Raw genomic sequence first — 21,675 nt, forward strand, 5'->3', positions numbered from 1 at the left:
TAGCCGTCCGCCATAAGGGGTTGTCTAGTATGATGGAGAACTAAAGACAATTCGTATCAAAGGAGAAACTGCATAATGAGTGACGAATTGCTAAATAAATCGCAAAAACCCCAGATATTGGTAATTACCGGTATTTCAGGCGCAGGTCGTAGCACTGTTGCTAATGTCCTTGAGGATGAGGGCTGGTATGTGATTGATAATATTCCGCCACAAATGCTGGAATCGATCGCGGAACTCGTTACGCAGGACGGCGCCAAAGTTCCGAAGGTTGCACTGGGGATTGACGTACGAGCCCGCGCGGTTTTCGACGACTTACCAGCGGCTATTGAAACTCTTCGCAAATCTGACGTTGATTTCTCGATGCTCTTTCTAGACGCCAAAGATGAAACTATCGTGGCTCGCTATGAGGCACAGCGTCGCCCCCATCCGCTTCAAGGAGAAGGTCGCGTACTTGACGGTATACGTGCCGAACGTTCCCTCTTCGAGGGGCTTCGACTCGCCTCTGACCGCACGATTGATACCACGGGCATGAACGTGCACGAGCTTGCACGTACAGTACGCGAGATGTTTGCTGACGGACCGGATAAAAAACTTAACCTTACTGTCATGAGCTTTGGGTTCAAACATGGATCACCCACAGACGCAAATTTCATGGCAGATATGCGCTTTATTCCAAACCCGCACTGGATTCCTGAATTGCGTCCGCTCACCGGACAGGATGCCCCAGTACGTGACTACGTGCTCAGTAACTCTGGGACTGAGGAATTTATCAGCAACTACTTGGAAGCTCTGCGTCCGGTTCTGGAAGGGTACCGTCGCGAAGGAAAATACTACGCCACCATCGCTATAGGATGCACCGGCGGGAAACACCGCTCGGTCGCTGTCACGGAAGAAATCGCTCGGCGCTTGAGCGCGTTCCCTGAAGTTAATGTGCATGTGTTGCATCGTGATAAGGGGCGTGAGTAATGGTACGCATCGGTCATTCACCTGACCTGCCTGTCGGCTCTGACACCCAGGGAATCCCGAAACTACCCGCGTTACCAACTCAGGCTTTACGGCTTCTTAAAAGTACTCACCGCGTTACCAAAGTAACAGCTTTGGGGGGTGGGCATGGACTTTACGGTTCGCTGTCCGCGCTTCGGCATGTCACAACAGATCTAACGGCTATAGTAACGGTTGCCGATGACGGGGGCTCATCGGGCCGCTTGCGTAAAGAGATGGGCGTACTTCCTCCAGGAGATCTGCGTATGGCTCTCTCGGCCCTTTGCGATGATACCGATTGGGGGCGAACGTGGCGAGACGTTATGCAGCATCGTTTTAGCGCGCCCGAGGGGTATAATGATGAGTTTCCTCTTGAATATCACGCCCTTGGAAACCTGCTTATTACGACGCTCTGGCAGCTTCTTGAAGACCCCGTTGCCGGGCTTGACTGGGCGGGAGCTCTGCTCAATGCCCGTGGTCGGGTGCTTCCTATGGCATTGGATCCTATGGTGATTTATGGTACGGTGCTACGGGAACATGCTGGCGGTGGCATCGAACGGGTGCGTATTAGCGGGCAGGTTAACCTCTCAAAAGAAAAGCAAGTGCACGATATTGGGCTTACTCCCAAAGACGCGCGCCCATGTCCGGAAGCGCTAACCGCTATTGAGGAATCCGATTGGGTAATCTTAGGTCCCGGGTCGTGGCGCACCTCCGTTTTGCCGCACTTGCTGTTAGAAGCACAGCGCGATGCTATCTGCCGTACAGAAGCTATGCGCTGTGTGGTTATGAATCTTTCGGATGACGAAGAAACCGCTGGATTCACCCCAGCCGCACATTTAGCACTCTTGAAACGATACGCCCCGAGTCTTCGATTGGACGCGGTCATTGCTGATGACGAAACACCCAAGTCTGTACGTAGCGAACTGGAACGAGAATCAGAATCTATGGGAGCGCGTGTGATGTGGGCACCCGTACGAGCATCAGCTGAAAACAATGTACATAATCCTCTGAAACTTGCAGCGGCGTACCACGAACTATTTTCGTTCAAGTTTTAGAGGTAAGGAGCGTGGAATTTATTTTCTATTTATGCCACCTCAAGATACACCGTTTCTCTAAGTAGAGCGTGTAGCATAGCTGAGTGCATTATCAGCACATCACATCATACGAACCTCACGGTGGGAAGGAACAACAATGGCTCTTACCGCGCTCGTTAAGGATGAGCTGGCCAGATACGAAACGAGCAAAGCATCAGTACGTAAGGCGGAAATTTCGACTATTCTGCGCTTTACTGGTGGTTTGCACATCGTTTCTGGGCGGATTGTTGTTGAGGCAGAAGTTGATTCCGAACAGACCGCGTTACGCATGCAGCAAACCATTGCTGAAATATACGGGCATGAGGCTGAGATAACTAGCGTCAGCGGTGGCGGTTTACGCCGCGGCGGGCGTTATATAGTGCGTGTTGACGCCGGGGGAGAAGCACTTGCTCGACAAACCGGTCTTTTAGATTTGCGCGGCCGCCCGGTGCGGGGGCTGCCGCCTGCTGTTGTCAATGGCTCCGTTCAGGACGCCGAAGCGGTCATGCGTGGTGCTTTCTTGGCACATGGATCGCTCACAGAACCTGGTCGCTCATCAGCAATCGAATTTACATGCCCGGGGCCGGAAGCAGCGCTTGCTCTTGTGGGAGCGGCCCGGCGTTTGGAAATTATTGCTAAAGCGCGTGAGGTTCGTGGAGTGGATCGTGTTGTGGTTCGCGATGGCGAGACTATAGCCCGGCTTTTGGAGCGTATGGGGGCTCAGGACGCCCTTAAAGCGTGGCGCGAGCAGCGTACCCGTAAGGAAGTTCGGGCGACCGCGAACCGTCTGGCAAACTTTGATGATGCAAACCTGCGTCGTTCTGCTCAGGCAGCTGTGGCCGCGGGTGCCCGTGTAGAACGTGCTTTGGAGATCCTGGGAGACGATGTTCCAGATCATCTGCGCTATGCGGGCGAACTGCGTGCCATGAATAAGCAAGCCTCTTTGGACGAGCTGGGACGTATGGCAGATCCTCCTCTGACGAAGGATGCGATCGCTGGACGTATTCGTCGTTTGCTAGTCATGGCCGATAAACGTGCAAAAGAATTGGGGATTCCTGGAACTGAACTCCCGAAGTCTTCATAAGTAATTGTCGTGTCAAGGGCAGGTTATCTGGACTCTCTACAGATAACCTGCCCTTCTGTTGCGTAAAAAATCTTTTATAGATAAGGGCAAGCTAATCCTACTTTGATGTGGTGGCGCGTGGGGTCGTGCGCTCTTTTACAGAAGAGAAGGTTCTAAGTATAAAGTCTTTATATGTATTTTGTCTTAGTTTGACATCAGTTGCGTTTGAGTAGCTACAACCATATCCCAACATATAGAGCCACTGAACTCAACGTAAAACAACAGAAAACAAAGGGTTTTTGGTAAATTTTGTAAGGTAAATCACAAAAATACCCGATAAAAACACACCCAAACGCACATAAACTAAGGTACGATTATAACAACACCGGCGGACACGTAACCAGCGTGAGACGAAAAACTCTAGAGACTCTTGCATGAGACCCATGAACAATGGCTCTAGTCCGTCAAACTCAATGCACTGACAAGGAGATACTCCAGTGACTGTACGCGTAGCTATTAATGGTTTTGGTCGCATCGGCCGCACTTTCTTCCGCGCCGCACGCGCTGAGGCTGAGGGCTTTGAGATCGTAGCAATCAATGATCTTACCGACCCGAAGACTCTTGCCAACTTACTTAAGTATGATTCCATTATGGGTCGTCTGGGGGCCGACGTAGAGGTCAAGGACGATGCATTGGTTGTTGACGGTAAAGAGATCAAGATTCTTGCTGAGCGCAATCCTGCAGATCTTCCCTGGAAGGACCTCGGCGTAGATGTCGTGCTTGAGTCTACCGGTTTCTTCACCGAAGGTTCAAAAGCACAGGCGCACATTGATGCCGGCGCTAAGAAGGTTATTATTTCTGCACCCGGCAAGAACATTGACGGTACCTTCGTGATGGGCGTGAACGACGAGCAGTACGATCCGCAGAACCACCACATTGTCTCCAATGCATCCTGCACTACCAACTGCCTGGCTCCTTTGGCAAAGGTTCTCAACGATTCCTTTGGTATTGAAAAGGGTCTGATGACTACTATCCACGCATACACTGCTGACCAGCGTCTGCAGGATGCTCCCCACTCCGACCTACGCCGTGCACGTGCAGCAGCTGTCAACATGGTTCCCACCTCCACCGGTGCGGCAGCAGCAGTTGGCCTCGTGCTTCCCGAGCTCAAGGGTAAACTGGACGGTTTCGCAGTTCGCGTTCCTACCATTACCGGCTCCATTACCGACCTTACCTTCACCGCATCCCGCGAGGTTACTAAGGAAGAAGTTAATGCGGCTCTGAAGGCTGCAGCCGAGGGTCCGATGAAGGGCATCATCAAGTACAGCGAGGATCCCATCGTATCGAAGGACATTGAGGGCGAAGGAATCTCCACTATCTTCGATGCGCCGCTGACCAAGGTTATTGGCGACCAAGTGAAGGTTATCGCTTGGTACGACAACGAGTATGGTTATGTATCCCGCTTGGTAATGTTCACCAACAAGGTTGTGGCTTCTCTCTAAACCTATCTACGCAAGGATAGCTACTTTACGAGCTGACGAGGAGACCCCCAATTCTACAGCATGTTTTTACCGTAGAGTTGGGGGTTTTCTTGTACCACGAAGTAAAAAATGAGGCGTGTATGTATGGAATATCGGTAGAACTTGCCTAAACCACCATCCGCGCCGCACCAGGCTAAAACTTGGTCATTTCAGCAGACTTACGGCTGTGTGACCACCAGACTTCTGTATTATTGAAAATACACACATCCCCACTAATGTAGGAGGAATTTCCCATGGCTAAGGCACTTGCAGAGCTGCTTGATGAAGGCGTAACGGGGCGTTACGTGCTGGTTCGTTCCGATCTTAACGTTCCCCTAAAAGACGGCGTGGTAACCGATGACGGTCGTGTGCGCGCATCCCTGCCTGTTATTGAAAAATTGGCTAAAGCTGGTGCTCGCGTTATTGTAACCGCGCATCTTGGGCGCCCCAAGGGTCAGGTAGATCCCCAGTATTCGATTGCTCCCGCAGCTGCACGCCTTGCCGAGCTTGCATCCGTTCCTGTAAAGGTAGCGACAGATCTTGTGGGTGAGGACGCAAAGGCGAAGGCTGCGGATCTCAAAGACGGTGAAGTCCTTGTTCTTGAGAACGTGCGTTACGATGCGCGTGAAACTTCTAAGGACGATGCAGAGCGTGGTGCATTTGCAGATGAGCTCGTTGCTCTCACCGGTAAAAATGGCGCATATGTGGATGACGCATTCGGTGCTGTTCACCGCAAGCATGCGTCAGTCTACGATGTGGCAAAGCGTCTTCCCGCGTACCTTGGCGACCTTGTTAAGAAGGAAGTTGATGTTCTCTCAAAGGCTCTCAATAATCCTGAGCGCCCCTTTGTTGTCGTCATGGGCGGTGCGAAGGTCTCTGATAAGCTCGCCGTGATCGACAACCTGATTGGCAAGGCAGACTCCATTCTTATTGGTGGCGGCATGGGATATACTTTCGCCTATGCGCAGGGTTACGAGGTCGGTAATTCCCTGCTTGAAAAAGACCAGGTTGAGACTGTAAAGCGTTATCTAGAAGAAGCTCCCAAGAAGGGAACTGAAATCGTGACCGCTGTTGATGTCGTCTGGGCTGATGACTTCTCGGCAGAGGCTAACACTGAGATTCGACCCGTCGAAGATCTCACCGGCGGTAAACTCGGCGCCGAAGCAGAAGGTCTGGATATTGGGCCGAAGACTCGTGAGCTTTTCGCAGAAAAAATTAAGAATGCGAAGACTATTTTCTGGAACGGCCCGGTAGGCGTTTTTGAACTTGCTCCCTTTGCCGGTGGTACGAAGGCCGTTGCGGAGGCAATTGTTGAGTCTGATGCATTCTCCATCATTGGTGGTGGCGACTCTGCATCGGCTGTGCGCAACCTTGGCTTTGCTGACGAACAGTTCGGACACATCTCTACGGGTGGCGGTGCATCGCTCGAATACATTGAGGGTAAGACCCTGCCAGGTTTGGACGCTCTAGGCGCATAACTCTTATTGCGCTGCCGCTAGGAAAACGCACCCGGCTCTCAACCTCAAGGACGTGCCGGGTGCGTTCCTATATGCTCATAGATAGATAGCCATAACCCACATCGCAAGGATGCATTCCATGGGATTTTTCTCTAAATACTTTGGTTCCCGCGAAGCTACAACAGTCGCAGACTATGAACGTGAAGTGCGGCAAGAAAGACAGGCATCCGCTCAAAATCTGAAAGAGCCTCGGAAGATGGGCGAAGCTAAAGTCGCATCAGCTTCAGAACATCCGGATTATTTGTATGGTGCCTCTGCTGATAACCCGTCAGAATTTTGGGAGAACTCGGCAGCTGATCGGGACCACAAACTGACTATCACCATGCTGCAAGCACAAAAATCTAGAGATCTTATTCAGACACTAGCAACTGACCTTGAAGATCACCTGGACGAGCTCCCTAGTTATCTAGAGAAAACCGTGACGGAGCTTCATCAAAAAACTACTCAAGCGCTCCTGAGCTACTACACTTATAACGCTGCGTGGGAGATAAACCCACAAAACCCAGAATTTGCCGAATATTATTTTCCGAGTTATAACGCTGCATACGATATTGTAAAAGTTGCTTACCGGTGTCTGCAGAATAATATCTGGACTACAACTAATATCTCAGGGCAAAAACACGAGATGATACGTATCTTATCTGAACGTGCACAAGATACGGCGCAGATTATTCCAGAGATTATGCCAACAGTTATAGATTCCCCGGTAGTCATGGCTCCATCAGACGCATTTCTTATTTCTGTAGAAGAACGTCAGAGCATTCTGAAGACAGGACAGCGTGTTGCCCAAGAAGCGATAGTACGCGCCCAGCACCTTGCCCAAAAGGCTAAGTCACAACCTGAAACGGGACTCTATAATCTAGCACTCGCGTATGAATCGGGCGCCTCAGATCTTGTACTTGCCCTTGAAAACTATGCAGACTGTGCGCGGGAAAGTCAACTGCTGCATGTGGATTTTGTTACTGCTTTTCGTCAAGTAGTAAGAATTTTGCGGGAGACTTCTGGCGATGAACAGTACGTTCATATACTCGAATATCTCGCGAGATTAGAGTCTATATCGATAAGAGCATTGGAATATTACTCTCTTGCTGACGACGCTGATACTGTGCTCTACCTTCTGGATCTTGTGCATTCGGATGTTCCTGAACAGACCTTTACAGAGATTTTGGGCTGTTTGCTTGAACCGTACCGGCGCTACCTCACAATGCTGCTGACTCAGTGGGATATCTATGCTCTAGGAAATTTTGCTCCGCTTATGGTAGCGACCTATGCGATGTATACCCATGCGCGTATATGTTATGAGGAAGCATTGGCTGAGAATGGAAATACCCTACAGGCCTGGAGCCTCGCCCACAGCGCTCATGAGGCGATCGTGATGGCGCATCGTTATGCGTACACTGATTACTGTGAGATGTTTCAAGATTACGACGAAGAAGAACTTGATGCTCTAATACTGCAGAACATGTCGGAAAATACTCGGGAATTCTTCATACAGGAGACAGAACAAATGGCAAACGCCTGGAAACTTGATCTGTAGCTTTTCGGAGTAGGCCTGACTAGCCTAAAAATCCAGATAAAACCTAGAGCATTTAGTGTTTTTTGAGTGATCAAACCATTAAAATAGAAGATAGAAATTTCCGAATCTATACCCTGATTTTTTGGGGGATTGGAGCGAAAATATGTCGCGCAAACCGCTGATCGCCGGTAACTGGAAGATGAATCTTAACCATGCTGAAGCCGTTACGTTGGTTCAGAAGCTAGCATGGACTCTTGATGATTCGAATTTTGATTTTACAAAGACTGAAGTAGCGGTATTCCCTCCCTTTACCGATATTCGCTCCGTACAAACCCTCATTGAAGGTGACAAACTGAGTATTGAGTATGGCGGTCAGGATCTTTCTGTACATGAATCCGGTGCGTATACCGGAGAGATCTCTGGTGCTTTTTTGCAAAAACTTGGTGCGAAATACGTTCTCGTAGGACACTCTGAGCGTCGCACTTACCATCACGAAAGTGATGAACTATGCGCTGCTAAGGTACAGGCTGCTTACACCTATGATTTGACTCCGGTACTGTGCGTTGGTGAAGCTCTGGAAGTTCGTGAGGCTGGCACTCATGTGGACTTTACCCTTGAGCAGCTTCGCGGTTCTATTGCAGGCTTGAGCGCCAAGCAAGCAGAAACTCTCGTGGTTGCGTATGAACCTGTATGGGCAATTGGCACTGGTAAGGTCGCAACTGCTGATGATGCGCAGGAAATGTCTGCGGCTATACGTGCTGAATTTGAAAAGCTCTACTCCGCAGACGTTGCTCAGAAGGTTCGTATTCTCTACGGTGGATCGGTTAAGTCTTCTTCTGCACCCTCTATTATGGGGAAAGAAGACGTGGATGGTGTGCTGGTAGGCGGCGCATCCCTTCAGGCTGAAGAGTTTGCAGCAATTGCGCGTTTTGATGCATAGCTAAGCAGCAATTCGTACTTAAAGGCGTCTAGCATACGTGTATTCGTGCGCTAGGCGCCTACCATTTTGTGTAATGTTACGAACATGAACACAAATATTCTCATTCCATATTTAGAGAGGCTGATATTGATGCAGGTTGAGCTCACCAGATTTCGGGTGCGAAAAGGTCAAGAAGAGCGAGCTGTAGAATGGATGCATTTTCTTTGCCAGAATATGGATGCCGTTGAGCAGACTTTAGCGCCCGAGAAAATGTATGTCGAAACGATCTTTTCGGAGGTTCGTGATGGGCATATGTACTTGTACTGGTACAGCGTACAGGGGCAGGGAGCACAACCTGTAGAAGAATCAGAGCACTGGGTGGATAAGGAGCATTTAAGATTCTGGCGCGAGGTTATTGACCCTACTCCGGGAGAAAATCTAACGATGGAGGTTCTGATGATGCTACCAGATGTTCGTAAAGTTGCCTCAGGGTAAGAGAATGAAGCTTTGGAGCACAATAGGCGGTGCCTAAAATTTTTTCTGTAAAAATGTGGAAAGGTAGCGATTTTCGGTATAGATCTACGGCTAATATTATTATAATAATATCTAAAATATAACAAAATGATTAAGGGTTTTGAGTTATTTTGATGCAGTTAGCTGTGTTTTATTTAAATTTAATTTAATTAAATATAATTCAAATGGTTTTTGTGTGTTTAAAATGTGTGGTTTTGTGGAGTCTTCGAGATTTGTTACACTTGTGCCTAAGCGTTTTAGGAGGGTGAGATATGAAATCACGCAAGTATACGTCTGTTTTTATTGGTTCATTAATTATTTCATTAATATTAGTGGCTCTGGGTTTTGTTCCGGGTTACGGGGAAATTGCCGAAAATTGGAGGTCACTGATCGGGACTGACTTCGGTTGGTTCTACCTCTTGCTTGTAACTCTTATTGTATTTGTCTGCGGCTTCTTTGTTTTGAGTCCTATGGGACAGATTAAACTGGGGGAGCCGGACTCAAAACCTGAGTATTCAACCGGATCATGGATTGCTATGCTTTTCTCGGCGGGTATGGGTATTGGTCTGGTCTTCTATGGTTCAGCTGAACCGCTTTCGCACTTTGCTAGCAAAACCCCGCATGCTGAACCCGGGTCACAGCAAGCAATGGCGGACTCTTTTCAATTTACCTTCTTCCATTGGGGTATTCACGCTTGGGCTGTGTACGGTATTGTCGCTATGGCTCTGGCATATTTTGGATTCCGTAAAGAAGAAAAGTATCTTCTCTCGGTAACTCTTAAGCCCCTTTTTGGTAAAAAAACTGATGGTTGGCTTGGCTATATTATCGACATTATTACTGTGGTAGCTACGGTTATTGGTGTGGCGACTACACTTGGTTTCGGTGCTATCCAAATCAATGGTGGGTTGAGCTATTTAACTCATAATGCTATTCCCAATGAAATGTGGGTGCAGGTCATTATTATTGTTGTGACCACCGGACTTTTTGTGCTTTCAGCTCTTTCAGGTTTGGGCAAAGGTATCAAAATTCTCTCAAACGTGAATATGGTTTTGGCTATTGCGTTGCTGGCAATCGCTATTGTGGTAGGACCCACCGTCAAAATCTTTGATAACATGACGGAATCTATCGGCCTATACCTACATGAATTCTTTGGAATGAGCTTCCGAACTGCTGCATTCAATAGTGGTGAACGTTCTTGGATTGATACCTGGACCATCTTCTACTGGGCATGGTGGATTTCCTGGTCTCCCTTCGTTGGCATCTTTATTGCTCGTATCTCCAAAGGCCGTTCAATCCGTGAATTTATTACTGTAGTACTTCTGATACCTACCGTCTTGAGCTTTATCTGGTTCTCCGCATTCGGTACTATGGCGAATACGGTACAGCAAAATGGAACAGCAGATCTGACGAGTCTGAAAGTTGAAGAGACGCTCTTTGGTACGTTTAGTCATTACCCATTGGGCATACTTATGTCGATCATCGCAATTGTTCTGATCTTTACCTTCTTCATTACCTCAGCAGACTCAGCAACTTATGTGTTGTCGATGCTCTCTGAAGATGGGAAGCTTATACCTACAAACGGTAAAAAGGTTGTGTGGGGTGCTATTGTTGCTGGTATCGCTATGGCACTGCTCTTCGCCGGTGGTCTGAAGGCCTTGCAAAGTACCTTGATTATTATTGCATTGCCATTCGCAGTTGTTATTGCGCTTATTGTGGTTGCATTGATAGTTGAGGTATATCACGAGAAGGTTCAGATGGGTCTGTCGATCTCGCCTAAACGGTACCCCGAAAAGGGACAGCCCTTCAAGTCATATGAACCTTACGAGGATAAAGATTCTGAAGATGCTCAGGTATTAGAAAAGTCTGAGGCAAAGGCAGCCGGAAAAAAGGTATAAATCTTTAGCCTTGTAAAATAAAAGACCTTCCCAGGTGTCGGTTATCACTCTTGGGAAGGTCTTTTATTTATGGAGTAGCAAACTGTAGCTACCCTATAAGCTAAGTTCCTGCATCCCGGAAAATCGACCCGTTAGACTTTAACTATGTTTGCAATTGTATCCCTTGTTGTTGCAGGTCTTTTGGCGGTCATAGTGGTCCTCATTATTCGAGGCCGACGAGTCTCTGCGCCTACTGCTGAGACTCCGCAGATCGTGTATTTTGAAAATAAACGTGATAGTTTCCTGGACTGGCTGTACCACCGTACAAGTTCCCCAGAAGTGCCAGTTCAGGTAAAACTACGCGATTGGGTAGACTTGGGATTCTATGCCGAAGGCGGCAACTACTGGGGTGTAGCCCAACAATTTACGTACTATCTTGTTCAGGGCGGTTATGTTTACGCTTACGATACTGAGGGAAATCCACTTGATGCGGGGCGAGCACTGCGAGACCGTCCGGATGCATTTCAGCTTACCCCCAGCGAATATCAGCGGCGTGTCACTCAGCTTAGGCAGTAATTTAGCCCTTCGCTCTACGCGTTATTACGTGTTAGAGAATGACCACAGAGTCTCTATACCGTATAGTTATTAAGGTCTGCCATGGGACAGGCTTTATTATCGACCTATTAGGAAGGCCCGCTGTGGACATCATTATGAATGTGCTTTTGGTAGTCATCGTGATTACCAGCATTATCACCGTGCTTCTGGTGCTCTTGAACCGCGGTCAGGGTGGTGGCTTGTCCGATATGTTTGGTGGCGGTATGACCAGCTCACTGAATTCTTCAGGTATGGCTTCTAAGAACCTAATCCGTCTGACCATTACAGTTACCGTTATTTGGGTTATTGCCGTGGTGCTTTACGGCCTAGCACTACGTTTTAACGGACAATTCGTCATATAGACTTTATATATTCCAAGAAGCCCCGGCAGGTATACCTGCCGGGGCTTCTTACATGTCCTACTGTACTAATTATGGAGATTGTCGGTGCATAATATGACGGAGGAGTAAGTCATGACGAGTGTCTGATATAGAGACAAGTAGATAATATTTTCCCTAGGATGACGGAAAAGAGGCCAAAACTTTCGGGGTTCAGGCATAGTAGTGATAAGGCGAAAACCTAGCATATCCAACCACTGAAGGGATCGCCATGGCACAGACTCTAACCTATACATATCTAAACCCTTCTTTACTGCATGAACAAGACGGCAGTCTTGGACTTGCTTTAGCAACTAGCGGTGGCAGCACACCGGAAGGCGCGGCGGCACACCCTTACTTCTTCTCAGGATTCATGGAGCACCCTGATGTAATCGCGGCGTCGCTATTGGTGGTTGCGCGCGTGGCCCGCACCCGCTACTACACCCCACCCGGCATGGTCGCCGCCATTTTGCGGGCTGCCGACCCGGTAGTGACCAGCACCAGCGAGGGACTCCGGTTTGAATCCTTTAGCGCCTGCTGCGGTGTCTACGCCCGACTTGACGTAGACTCCTCCGCCCTAGATGCCACCCACAGTGCTGTGGGCGTGACAAATGTGGACGTAAATCCGCCGCTTCGCACTGCTTTAGCTTCTCTCCGGGCTGGCGAACCTCTCCACATGGATGTGGGGAATGAAGGGTTGCTGACCACCACCCTAGACGGTGAAGTGAAGGAAGATAAAGTGCCCCTGCCAGTACGCTGGCTCAAAGGGTTCGCCGAAACACAGATGCTCTCGTCCCTGATGAAGCCCACTCATTCTCTGGATGCGGCGGCAGCCCGCATGTTCATCCAGGGGCTGCCGCGCCGATCCGCCACGAAAAGCGTCATGTGGGCAACCCGTGCGGTGCGTTCACTGAGGCTGGCTACCCGAGCCACCGTTGGGTCGGTGTGTGTGGCCGGACCGGAGCGGCTGCGGGTGCTTGAACCGCTCATCCGATTCATGACCCGCCTAGAAGCATACAGCGAACCGGTCACCTCAGGTAACACCCCGGTGTCAAGCGTGTGGGTGGCCCACTTGCCAGGCGCGCGCCTGAGCATTGGGCTGAGTCCCGAAAAATCACGCGGATTCTCAGGAGAAGGTTCTGTGTTGCAGGCGCTCTCCGATTCGTCAGTTGCTGAAAATGCAGATATGCTCAGTGTGCTTCTCTCCTTTGAGCCGCGTATTGAGGTGCCCGTCATGTCTGCACGCAGCGGGCTGAACGAGACTCAAGTACGCGACGCCCTCGCATTACTGGCATCCTCCGGGCAGGTCGGTTTTGATGTGCAGGCGGGGGAGTACTTCCACCGGCCGCTGCCCGTGCAGGCGGATGCTCTGCAGGCTATGCATCCGCGGCTGGTGGGCGCGCAGAAACTGGTGGACTCCAGCGCGGTGCGGGATGATGAAAGCGGTACTTACCGTGTGCAGTCGCGGGACACGTTCTACACGGTAACCCCCGCCGAGAAAATCGAAGAATACCGGTGTACCTGCCCGTGGTGGGTGAAATACCGGGGCACCCGAGGCCCCTGCAAACATGTACTGGCTGTAAGTATTAAACGTCGCGGCGGGCTGAAGTAGCCCGATACCGGGGTGCATCCATAAAGAGGCATATTTTCCTTACACACCCAAATATACGAACAGGTAATGATGGACGAGAAGAACTATTCGCAGCACACGAGCCTTGGAGAGCGTCGCGCCCGCCTGCGGGAGCTCATGAAACGTAACGATGCTACCGTTGAGGACTATCACACAGTGATTAGCGGTGCGACAGAGAAAGAACGCGCGTCGTTGGCAAGGACGCTATCACCCACGAAACTTTCGAAAGCCCGAGGGGAGGAAGCAGCCCTGGCCGCATATGCAGTAGGGGCTTTAACCTCTTCGACTCCGCGTGCGGTAAGGATCATAAGTGAACTTTTTCATCCTCTTCGAGATGAGAATTTTAATATTATTCCTGAGCCGCCTATGCCTGCTACTGAGCAGCTCTGGGAATTCTTAACTCAAGGGGTAATAGAACGATCCGATGAGTGGGTTCTGCATTTTGTTAAAGAATGTTCAGACGATTGGTCCATACGTTCCTGGACACACCTTAATAAACTTATGCGTGAACATTCGCTGACGAGCTTATCGCCAGGGTATCTTTGCATGATGATGAATGCCGTCCCACACGTGAGAGAAAAGTCTGCGGAAGAGTATCAGAATATAGAGCAGTTCTTCCGTCACGATCCTGTGCTGCTGGAACGAGAATTTTGGGATGCTTTCACAGCTGAAGGGGTACTCGCACAGTCTAAGTGGGATCCCACCTTGCAGCCTGAATATCGAAGTTCGTCGTCATTTTCGGCTCTTGCTCAGGTCATGTGCGAGACTTTTCCAGAGATTCGCCCCAGGTTCTTGGATGAAACGCTCAAAGGTCTCCTGCGCGACTACTCGGCCCACCACGTGCGGCATTTTTATCGGTCCCATGCTGCTCTGCAGCCAACACCTCAAGAAATTAAGGAGCGTTTTGCGCTCTACCTTTCGGTGCTGGGGACGGCGTATAGCCCAGCTATTGCCATGGCGCAAGATCTGCTGGAGCATACAGTTTACGAGCTTTCCGATGCGCAAGCACGTGAGCTCATTGAGGTTTCAGCAACAGTGCTGACGCGTACCGAAAAGAAAATTCTGCGCGCTCAGATACGGCTTCTTTCTCTACTGCTTAAAGTTCACCCCGAATGTACTGAACAAGTAAGCCAGACAGTACAGGATGCTTTCAAGTCTATGCCATTGGACCTTCAAGACAAGGCCCAGAAGCTCATCAACGATTCGGTGCAGGAGCCACCCATACCTCAGAACGCAGCGGGGAGCATCACGGTACCGGATATCACCCCGAAGGATCGTGAACCGCAGGGGTGCTTGACGCCTCGACCGCCTATTACTACGGATCGGGAACTAATGGAATGCCTGGCAGCAACCTTCCAAGGAGGCGATGGCACCGATATTCCGCGTATCCTGGAGTACTTGGAACATGCCGAGAGTCTGGAAATAAACGGTGCAGAGCAGAAGCTTCTCTGGGAAGCTCGTGAACTTCTCATAGAAGAATCATTCGGTATTTATACCCTCTCCAGTCCCAATATCCCGTACCTTGCCATTGCGGCACTCATCAAAAACGGGCAGATACAACACGCTGATATTGCTGAGATACCGATCATCCCCACCTGGTATACAGAACGTCTCTACCTAAGCGATGAGCACGGGGACCCGGTGATAGTAGATGAACAGACGGCTAAGAAGTATCACCCTCGTCCTTTTAACGTAAAAGCTACAGGGACAGAACTTCGTCTCAATGAGCGCGGACCTCACATGCTGCTGATGGAGCAGTTGTTCGCCCTGATTTTTGCGGGTCAAGACGCAGAAACCAGCGTAGTGGCTGCGCCTTTTGCGCCCCAGCGAGTAGCCCTTGAACGCACTACGGGTACAGTCCTCACCCAGTATTGGGAATCGCTATATCTTGCTCGGGAGCACAGCTTCCCTCTGCAATTCCCGCTGTGGGTTGGAACGGATACGCCCGATGCTGCCGCGCTCTCCGTTGAAGCTGCTGCGTTTAACACCAATAGCACGCAAATCGAGTACGTGCACCGTATGGTGGAATCAAAATACTATCCTTCGTACCGCACGGTCATGGGGTGGTACGGCTGGCTGATGCAGAACAACCCAGATATTTTCAGCGCACAGACCATGCCTATTCTTGTGGCAGCTATCCATGCCCATAATGCTTATGGCGCCGATATCATCATGCGCATCCTAGGCGATATGCACCGAGTACTGGGCGCTGCCTCCTACAGCTCACTCGGGCTTGGTGCCAGCGCTAAAACTACCGAAGTGCGCGCCAATGCTGCGGAGGCGCTCGCCTCCCTGGTGGATCGGGGCATGTTCGATACTACTTTATTCGCCAAAGAACTGTATTGGTTGTTGGGCCAGCACCACGTGATGGCTCAACGAATTGAGCAGACATTTAGGGATGCTGCGTCGATTAGCCCCTTGGCGGGCTGGCGGATTATGCAGGTACTAGAAGGCATACTGCCTGCCGTGGGCGAGGTGAACAGAGGCGGTACGCTGGTGCAGCTTTTAGCGCAATTAGCGGGGGAGTACGGTGTCAGTATCGAGATTCCTGAGGTTTTGCGGCCCAAAATGAAAGGATCGACCGTGCTGGCGAAAAGTCTGCGTGCGCTTGAAAAGCTGCAGCCTCATCCGACCGAGCTTGCGGAGCAGGCCCGAGACCAAGCCCAAGAACTGCTGGACCAACACCGCTGCGCACAACCCTAAACGCAGAAACTGAGAGCCCGTTATGACACCAAAAATACCGCAACCTAGTCTTACGGAACGTCGCGCCCGCCTGCGGGAGTTGCTGAAACGTGACGATGCCACCTTCTGGCAATACCATGAAGTTCTCACCGGTGCCACCGAGGATGAGCGCAAGAGCCTTGCACGCACACTTTCCATTAAAAAGCTCATAGACCGCTACAGCCGTGAAGGAACGACCGAGCAGCGGCTTGTGTGCGTCTACACGGCGGCCGCACTGGGTGGAACCTTCAAACATGTGGGTGTTGAGCTCTTAAACCTCATCGGCCGGGGATTACCCGGTGAGGCGAACTGGAAGTTTTCAACCGCTGAATCGGAACAATACCTTAGCCAACGCACAGAAGCCATGATGCTTGGACTCAGCGAACGTGATAACACCTGGATAACCGGGTTCGTTAACGAGCGTGGCTATGGCAGGTTTGGTTACGACTTGCCCACGCTCTGGGTGCAGATACATCAGCTTCTTCACGAACGCGGACTTACCAATACCACGCGCTCCTACCTCTGGGGGTTCGTGACGGCCGTTCCTGACATGTACATTGGCTCATCCGAGAACCGGGAAGAGGTTATCTCTTTCTTCAAGAACAACCCTCAGACGCTAGAACACGAAATGTGGGCGTGTTTCACAGATGAAGGGCTTCTGCGGAAAGAGTGGTCAGGGCGTGAAAACGCGGACACGCTCGCTCTCTTCCACATGCTGCAGGAGAATTTTGACGGATTCCGTGACCGCCTGCTTACTGAATGTCTGAAGGCGATGCTCCGCGACTTTTCTGCCAAGAACACCAGTATCTTTCACCACATCTATCGGGGGATGAACCCCACCCCAGACGAGAACCTTGGTAACACCAATCTGCTCACCTCAGTGCTCACTACCGTTCCCTCAACCTCCGTGGGATTGGCTCAAGAAATGTTGATGTCATGCGTCGAAAAGCTGACCGAACCCCAGATTCATGACTTACTTAATGTCTCTCGCACCGTGATGCTTCGCACCGAGAAGAAAATACTCCGGGCGCAGATCGCACTCCTTGGCGCTATTGCTAGAACGCACCCCGAGTATACTCAAGATGTGGACGGCTTGATGAGGGAAACCGCAGAATCTCTCCCGCCTGATCTGCAGCCCGCTGCGCAAACACTCATGTCTCCTGCTGAAGCCGCGGCGGATAAAACTAGCGCACCGTCTCACGCGGAGCAAGTAATGGGCAGCGTCATGATTCCCGAGAATCTGCCGCAACTTTTAGAGCAGCACGTTTCAACCCCACAGGTGCATATTTATAAGAGTGATGCTGAGTTTATGGATGGTCTTATTCCCTGTCTCCAAGGCACAGGTGACGGTTCGCAGCTCCCGCAACTCATTGATTATTTAGCGCATAATCCTCGCATTACTCTTGATACGGCCCAGCAGGACTTTCTGGCTGAACGATGCGTGAATTCCGGTATCCGCTCGGGTACTCATGCGTTAGGCAACTATCTGATGTACCGGGTGATTGCCCCGCACCGAAAACTTTTTAAAAAACTGCCGCAAGGTTTTACCGGGTACCGGCATGAATTCCATACCGACCCCCAGACTGGCGAAACCATCCAGCCCTACCAGGTTGAACACACTGGATCTCTGGGGCGTCAAAAACCCCGTATAGAGAAAACGACCACAAATTATCGTGGACCGGCGGGGCTCTGTCAAGAGCAGATTAACTGTTTAGAACATCCAGAAAACCTTGTATTTGCGCCTATACCTCACGCAGAAGAGAGCACCTGGACACGCCATGTTGAACCTCTCACTTACCGCCCGCGTCCTCACAATATGTACGACCAAGCCTATGCTGAGGCTCCTAACGGCAGCCTGATGATGTGGCTTATTGAAGATCACGAACTACCGACCGCACAGATGCCTTTCGCACAGGCGGCTCTGAACACGGCAGGCATTCCGGAAGAGTTTATGCACCGTGCTGTTCAGGCAATCGACGATTTTCACTGTACCCTTATACAATGGTATGCGTGGCTTCTGCAGAATAACCCCAATACATTGGCAGCGCAGAGCATGCCGTTCGTCACTACAACAGGATTCCAGAAACACGTCAAGGGGCTTGACGCCCTACTGGATACCATCACCCACACACATCAGGTTCTGCAAGACCCCGCCTATTCCGTGTTGGGCTGGCTAACTGGTGCAGCAGCAGCTGAGCACAGGGCTCTCACCGCCGAATCTATTGCCGCTCTTGCGGGTCGCGGAATGCTTGACACTTCTTTACTTGCGAATGAACTGGCCTACCTGCTCCGAGGGGGATGGGTTAAACCGATACGGGCAGCCAGCTGTTTACAGGACGCTGCATCCATTAGCCCGCTGGCGGGGTGGCGAATTGTGCAGGTGCTAGAGAACATGCTGCCTATGGTAGGTGAGATAAATCGGGGCAGTGCCCTGGTGCAGCTTTTATTGCAATTAGCGGGGGAGTACGGGGTGAGTATCAAGATTCCTGAGGTTTTGCAGCCGAAGATGAAAGGCTCGACCGTGCTGGTGAAGAATTTGCGGGCGCTCGAAAAGTTAGAACCGCATCCGACGGAGCTTGCAGAAAAGGCGCGGCAGCACGCTCAGAATCTTCTAGATAAGCGCCTCGGCAGGGATATTACCGTGAAAAAGGAGGAGAGGAATGCAAACTAACCCCGTTATTATGCTTAATAAGCGGCGAGAAGCACTTAAAAAGCTGGCTAAAAATCCGGAAGCACCTCTCAAAGAATTTCACGCTCTTTTAGGGGATGCTACGGAGGATGAACGCGCTATGCTGGCTAAAACCCTGCCTCCTGCCAGGGTTTTGGGGTGCGGCCACCAGGCTGTTTTGAGTCCTTCAGGCGCCTATGTTTTAGCAGCTTTGGGGACAAGCCCCCGCAGGACGCATGAGCGTTTTGTGGATTTATATACTGACAGTTCATGGGCGGCGCGCCGAAGCGACACTGACTCTTTCGAAAACCCTCATGACGCTATCATGCGCGGTTTATACTTGGGACTCTCCGGACGCAGCGATACGTGGATTCTGGATTATATAGCGGCGACCCCCGCTATGGAGGATAACGATGCCTACGGTATATGGCGCGTACTACACACGCTTGTACGGGAACGGGACCTCCACTGTGAAACCCCTTCTTATCTTTGGAGGGCCTTACGTACCATATTCCCAGAAGGAAACAGTGCTGAAGACCACCCGGAAATACCTGCCACCTACCAAGAGGCACTTGAGCATATCCGCCAGGATCCTCTCCTGATTGAACGAGAACTGTGGACCTGCTTCCGCGTCGGAACAGCACTAGGTGCGGCAGCAGATTTCAAGTTTTTAGATTATCTAGATTGTCACCTTGACGGGTTCCGCGGCCGTTTTCTCACCGAATGTTTGCGCTCAATACTCAGGGATTTTACGCCCAGGAAAACACGGGTCTTCCATATGCTTTACCGCGGCATGAAACCAACTACCGCGGAGAACCTGGCACGCACTCCACTACTGACCGCTATTTTACAGACGCAGCTATCCACGTCGGTAGGCCTAGCACAAGAGATGCTTACCCCCATTGTGGAGCAGCTTTCTACAGAACAGATCGACGCCCTGTTAGACGCATCAGCAGCAGTACTTCTCCGTACTGAGAAGAAGCTGGTGAAGGCTCAGCTAAATATCCTACAACAGCTGATTAAACATCACCCTGAATACACGAACCGGGTGCACAGCATGATAGCTGAGATTGAGCGAACTCTACCTTTGGAGCTTCAAGAGCTGGTGCAAAATGTAGGATCTAAAGATAGTACGAAACCTACCCGACGCGGTGTAAAGAAAATACTGGAGTCCCAGGAAAAGGCGGTAGAAGCACCACAAACGCAGGAACCCATTCTGATACCAGATGTCAACCCACGCCCACGGGCTCCGGGGGAACTTTTCATGGTGGATGCCCCTATTTCCAGCGACACGGAACTTTTTGATGTGCTGGTTGCCATGGTGACCGGTACAGCCCCCGAGACGGAACTGGTGCGTGCTCTCGCATATCTTAACCAGACAGAAAGTATCCGCTTTAACGAGGCACAGATAAAATACCTTGAGTCCGTCAACCTGAATTGGGGACGGCATATCCACGAGTTTGAGACCGCGGGAGAGGATATAGCTTTTCTGATCCTAGCGATATACGCACGATGTACAGGTACGCAGCCAAGAGAATTGCCACCGATTATAGTGGGTTACCGCGACTTTCTGTGGCTCGATAGGAACGGCCAGCCCATTATCACAAACAGTATGGAGTACCACCCCTTAGGGGCAAAAACCAAGCAGGATCTTGTGGTCAACACTCGCGGGTTGACAGGTCTTTTACAAGAGCAACTTCTTTCACTGATTCCCTCCAGCGGATATGCTGAAAAAATTTATATAGAACCTTTCGAGACACGAAATCATGCCATGCGACGTACCACATGGTCGACGGGATTAACACAGTACGCAAAACAAAGGATTATCAACAGCGATAGTGAGATACCCTATAACAGGAAACTCCTTCTGTGGGAAGACCCAAACGATACTTCTGCCCCCAGCGACCTAGGCTTTGAAGACGCCGCTTTTAATACTGGCGGTGTGCGAGAAGATTACGGTCACCGTATCCATACGTCAAAACGTTGTACCTATACTTCGCAGAAATACGCTGTTGGTTGGTATACCTGGCTCATGCAGAATAACCTGGATTATGCGGCAGCGCAGATGATGCCTGCCCTGATGACAGCCCTCTACGCGCGTACCGTTTTCGGGCTGAATGCGCTCCTCTATGCTCTTGGTAGTACCCCATGTCCTCTGGGCGCGCCTTCGTATAGCGCCTTGGGAATTGCGGCATCTGCGCTAGCACACGATATTCGGGCCTTAACAGCTGAGTCTCTTGCCCACCTGGCAGAGCGTGGAATGCTAGATCCTACACAATTCGCTGAAGAAGTAACGTGGCTTCTGCTACACCAGGATGTTCTGACTAACCGTGTGCTTGGGACCTTTCAAGATGCTGCATCCATTAGCCCGTTGGCGGGGTGGCGTATCGTGCAGGTGCTAGAGAACATGTTGCCAGCGGTGAGCGATATTAATCGTGGTGGTTCCTTCGTGCAGCTCTTGGTGCAATTAGCAGGGGAGTACGGGGCGAGTATCGAGATTCCTGAGGGTTTGCGTCCCAAAATGAAGGGTTCAACTGTGCTCGCGAAGAATCTGCGGGCGCTCGAAAGGTTAGAACCGCATCCGACCGAGCTCGCGGAGAAGGCACGGCAAGAAGCAAGTAACCTCAATACTTTCAATAGGGTGAATGAGACTAGGGACGCGAAATAAAAGTGGGAGTCATAATCCTAAGACCGTAACCCCCACTAGAA

General features: G+C 50.7%; 15 protein-coding genes. All 15 read left to right on the plus strand.

Annotation, left to right across the window (positions count from 1 at the left end):
• Window positions 1-75 precede the first annotated feature (75 nt).
• Window positions 76-966, plus strand: coding sequence for an RNase adapter RapZ (gene rapZ / locus HMPREF0733_RS08920; RefSeq protein ID WP_013399016.1), 891 nt, complete (start codon window positions 76-78; stop codon window positions 964-966).
• Window positions 966-2,036, plus strand: coding sequence for a gluconeogenesis factor YvcK family protein (locus HMPREF0733_RS08925; RefSeq protein ID WP_004004599.1), 1,071 nt, complete (start codon window positions 966-968; stop codon window positions 2,034-2,036). Before rapZ ends, HMPREF0733_RS08925 begins: the two co-directional genes overlap by 1 nt.
• 136 nt (window positions 2,037-2,172) lie before the next feature.
• Window positions 2,173-3,138, plus strand: a complete 966-nt coding sequence (whiA, locus tag HMPREF0733_RS08930) for a DNA-binding protein WhiA (RefSeq protein ID WP_004004600.1) — start codon at window positions 2,173-2,175, stop codon at window positions 3,136-3,138.
• 476 nt (window positions 3,139-3,614) lie between these two features.
• A complete protein-coding gene (gap, locus tag HMPREF0733_RS08935) occupies window positions 3,615-4,619 on the plus strand; it encodes a type I glyceraldehyde-3-phosphate dehydrogenase (protein WP_013399017.1) in 1,005 nt (334 codons plus the stop codon).
• Window positions 4,620-4,891: 272 nt separating this feature from the next.
• Window positions 4,892-6,115, plus strand: coding sequence for a phosphoglycerate kinase (locus tag HMPREF0733_RS08940; RefSeq protein WP_013399018.1), 1,224 nt, complete (start codon window positions 4,892-4,894; stop codon window positions 6,113-6,115).
• 118 nt (window positions 6,116-6,233) lie between these two features.
• Window positions 6,234-7,691 carry a hypothetical protein gene (locus HMPREF0733_RS08945; protein ID WP_013399019.1) on the plus strand — a complete coding sequence of 486 codons (1,458 nt, stop codon included), beginning with the start codon at window positions 6,234-6,236 and terminating at the stop codon, window positions 7,689-7,691.
• Between the two features lie 142 nt (window positions 7,692-7,833).
• Window positions 7,834-8,610, plus strand: a complete 777-nt coding sequence (gene tpiA, locus HMPREF0733_RS08950) for a triose-phosphate isomerase (RefSeq protein WP_013399020.1) — start codon at window positions 7,834-7,836, stop codon at window positions 8,608-8,610.
• Window positions 8,611-8,739: 129 nt separating this feature from the next.
• Window positions 8,740-9,084 carry a DUF6176 family protein gene (locus HMPREF0733_RS08955; protein ID WP_041321777.1) on the plus strand — a complete coding sequence of 115 codons (345 nt, stop codon included), beginning with the start codon at window positions 8,740-8,742 and terminating at the stop codon, window positions 9,082-9,084.
• A gap of 290 nt (window positions 9,085-9,374) precedes the next feature.
• Window positions 9,375-10,997 (plus strand): BCCT family transporter, encoded by a 1,623-nt coding sequence (locus HMPREF0733_RS08960; protein ID WP_004004609.1) that lies wholly within the window; start codon window positions 9,375-9,377, stop codon window positions 10,995-10,997.
• A gap of 144 nt (window positions 10,998-11,141) precedes the next feature.
• Complete coding sequence (locus HMPREF0733_RS08965) at window positions 11,142-11,552, plus strand: hypothetical protein (RefSeq protein WP_013399022.1); 411 nt, start codon at window positions 11,142-11,144, stop codon at window positions 11,550-11,552.
• 122 nt (window positions 11,553-11,674) lie between these two features.
• Window positions 11,675-11,932, plus strand: coding sequence for a preprotein translocase subunit SecG (gene secG / locus HMPREF0733_RS08970; protein WP_172461380.1), 258 nt, complete (start codon window positions 11,675-11,677; stop codon window positions 11,930-11,932).
• A gap of 247 nt (window positions 11,933-12,179) precedes the next feature.
• Window positions 12,180-13,559 (plus strand): SWIM zinc finger family protein, encoded by a 1,380-nt coding sequence (locus HMPREF0733_RS08975; RefSeq protein WP_013399023.1) that lies wholly within the window; start codon window positions 12,180-12,182, stop codon window positions 13,557-13,559.
• 66 nt (window positions 13,560-13,625) lie between these two features.
• On the plus strand, window positions 13,626-16,280 hold the full coding sequence (locus HMPREF0733_RS08980; protein ID WP_013399024.1) for a DUF6493 family protein: 2,655 nt from the start codon (window positions 13,626-13,628) through the stop codon (window positions 16,278-16,280).
• Between the two features lie 22 nt (window positions 16,281-16,302).
• The gene (locus HMPREF0733_RS08985) at window positions 16,303-18,969 is read left to right on the plus strand and encodes a DUF6493 family protein (RefSeq protein WP_013399025.1); all 2,667 of its coding nucleotides are present in this window, start codon (window positions 16,303-16,305) and stop codon (window positions 18,967-18,969) included.
• The gene (locus HMPREF0733_RS08990; RefSeq protein ID WP_013399026.1) at window positions 18,959-21,634 is read left to right on the plus strand and encodes a DUF6493 family protein; all 2,676 of its coding nucleotides are present in this window, start codon (window positions 18,959-18,961) and stop codon (window positions 21,632-21,634) included. Before HMPREF0733_RS08985 ends, HMPREF0733_RS08990 begins: the two co-directional genes overlap by 11 nt.
• Window positions 21,635-21,675: the final 41 nt, after the last annotated feature.

The sequence above is a fragment of the Rothia dentocariosa ATCC 17931 genome, assembly GCF_000164695.2.
In the GTDB taxonomy this organism is placed as follows: Bacteria; Actinomycetota; Actinomycetes; order Actinomycetales; family Micrococcaceae; genus Rothia; species Rothia dentocariosa.

Coding starts and splice junctions, on each gene's coding strand:
- rapZ (WP_013399016.1), top strand. CDS start 76: ATGAGTGACGAATTGCTAAATAAATCGCAAAAACCCCAGATATTGGTA.
- HMPREF0733_RS08925 (WP_004004599.1), top strand. CDS start 966: ATGGTACGCATCGGTCATTCACCTGACCTGCCTGTCGGCTCTGACACC.
- whiA (WP_004004600.1), top strand. CDS start 2,173: ATGGCTCTTACCGCGCTCGTTAAGGATGAGCTGGCCAGATACGAAACG.
- HMPREF0733_RS08940 (WP_013399018.1), top strand. CDS start 4,892: ATGGCTAAGGCACTTGCAGAGCTGCTTGATGAAGGCGTAACGGGGCGT.
- HMPREF0733_RS08945 (WP_013399019.1), top strand. CDS start 6,234: ATGGGATTTTTCTCTAAATACTTTGGTTCCCGCGAAGCTACAACAGTC.
- tpiA (WP_013399020.1), top strand. CDS start 7,834: ATGTCGCGCAAACCGCTGATCGCCGGTAACTGGAAGATGAATCTTAAC.
- HMPREF0733_RS08955 (WP_041321777.1), top strand. CDS start 8,740: ATGCAGGTTGAGCTCACCAGATTTCGGGTGCGAAAAGGTCAAGAAGAG.
- HMPREF0733_RS08960 (WP_004004609.1), top strand. CDS start 9,375: ATGAAATCACGCAAGTATACGTCTGTTTTTATTGGTTCATTAATTATT.
- HMPREF0733_RS08965 (WP_013399022.1), top strand. CDS start 11,142: ATGTTTGCAATTGTATCCCTTGTTGTTGCAGGTCTTTTGGCGGTCATA.
- HMPREF0733_RS08975 (WP_013399023.1), top strand. CDS start 12,180: ATGGCACAGACTCTAACCTATACATATCTAAACCCTTCTTTACTGCAT.
- HMPREF0733_RS08980 (WP_013399024.1), top strand. CDS start 13,626: ATGATGGACGAGAAGAACTATTCGCAGCACACGAGCCTTGGAGAGCGT.
- HMPREF0733_RS08985 (WP_013399025.1), top strand. CDS start 16,303: ATGACACCAAAAATACCGCAACCTAGTCTTACGGAACGTCGCGCCCGC.
- HMPREF0733_RS08990 (WP_013399026.1), top strand. CDS start 18,959: ATGCAAACTAACCCCGTTATTATGCTTAATAAGCGGCGAGAAGCACTT.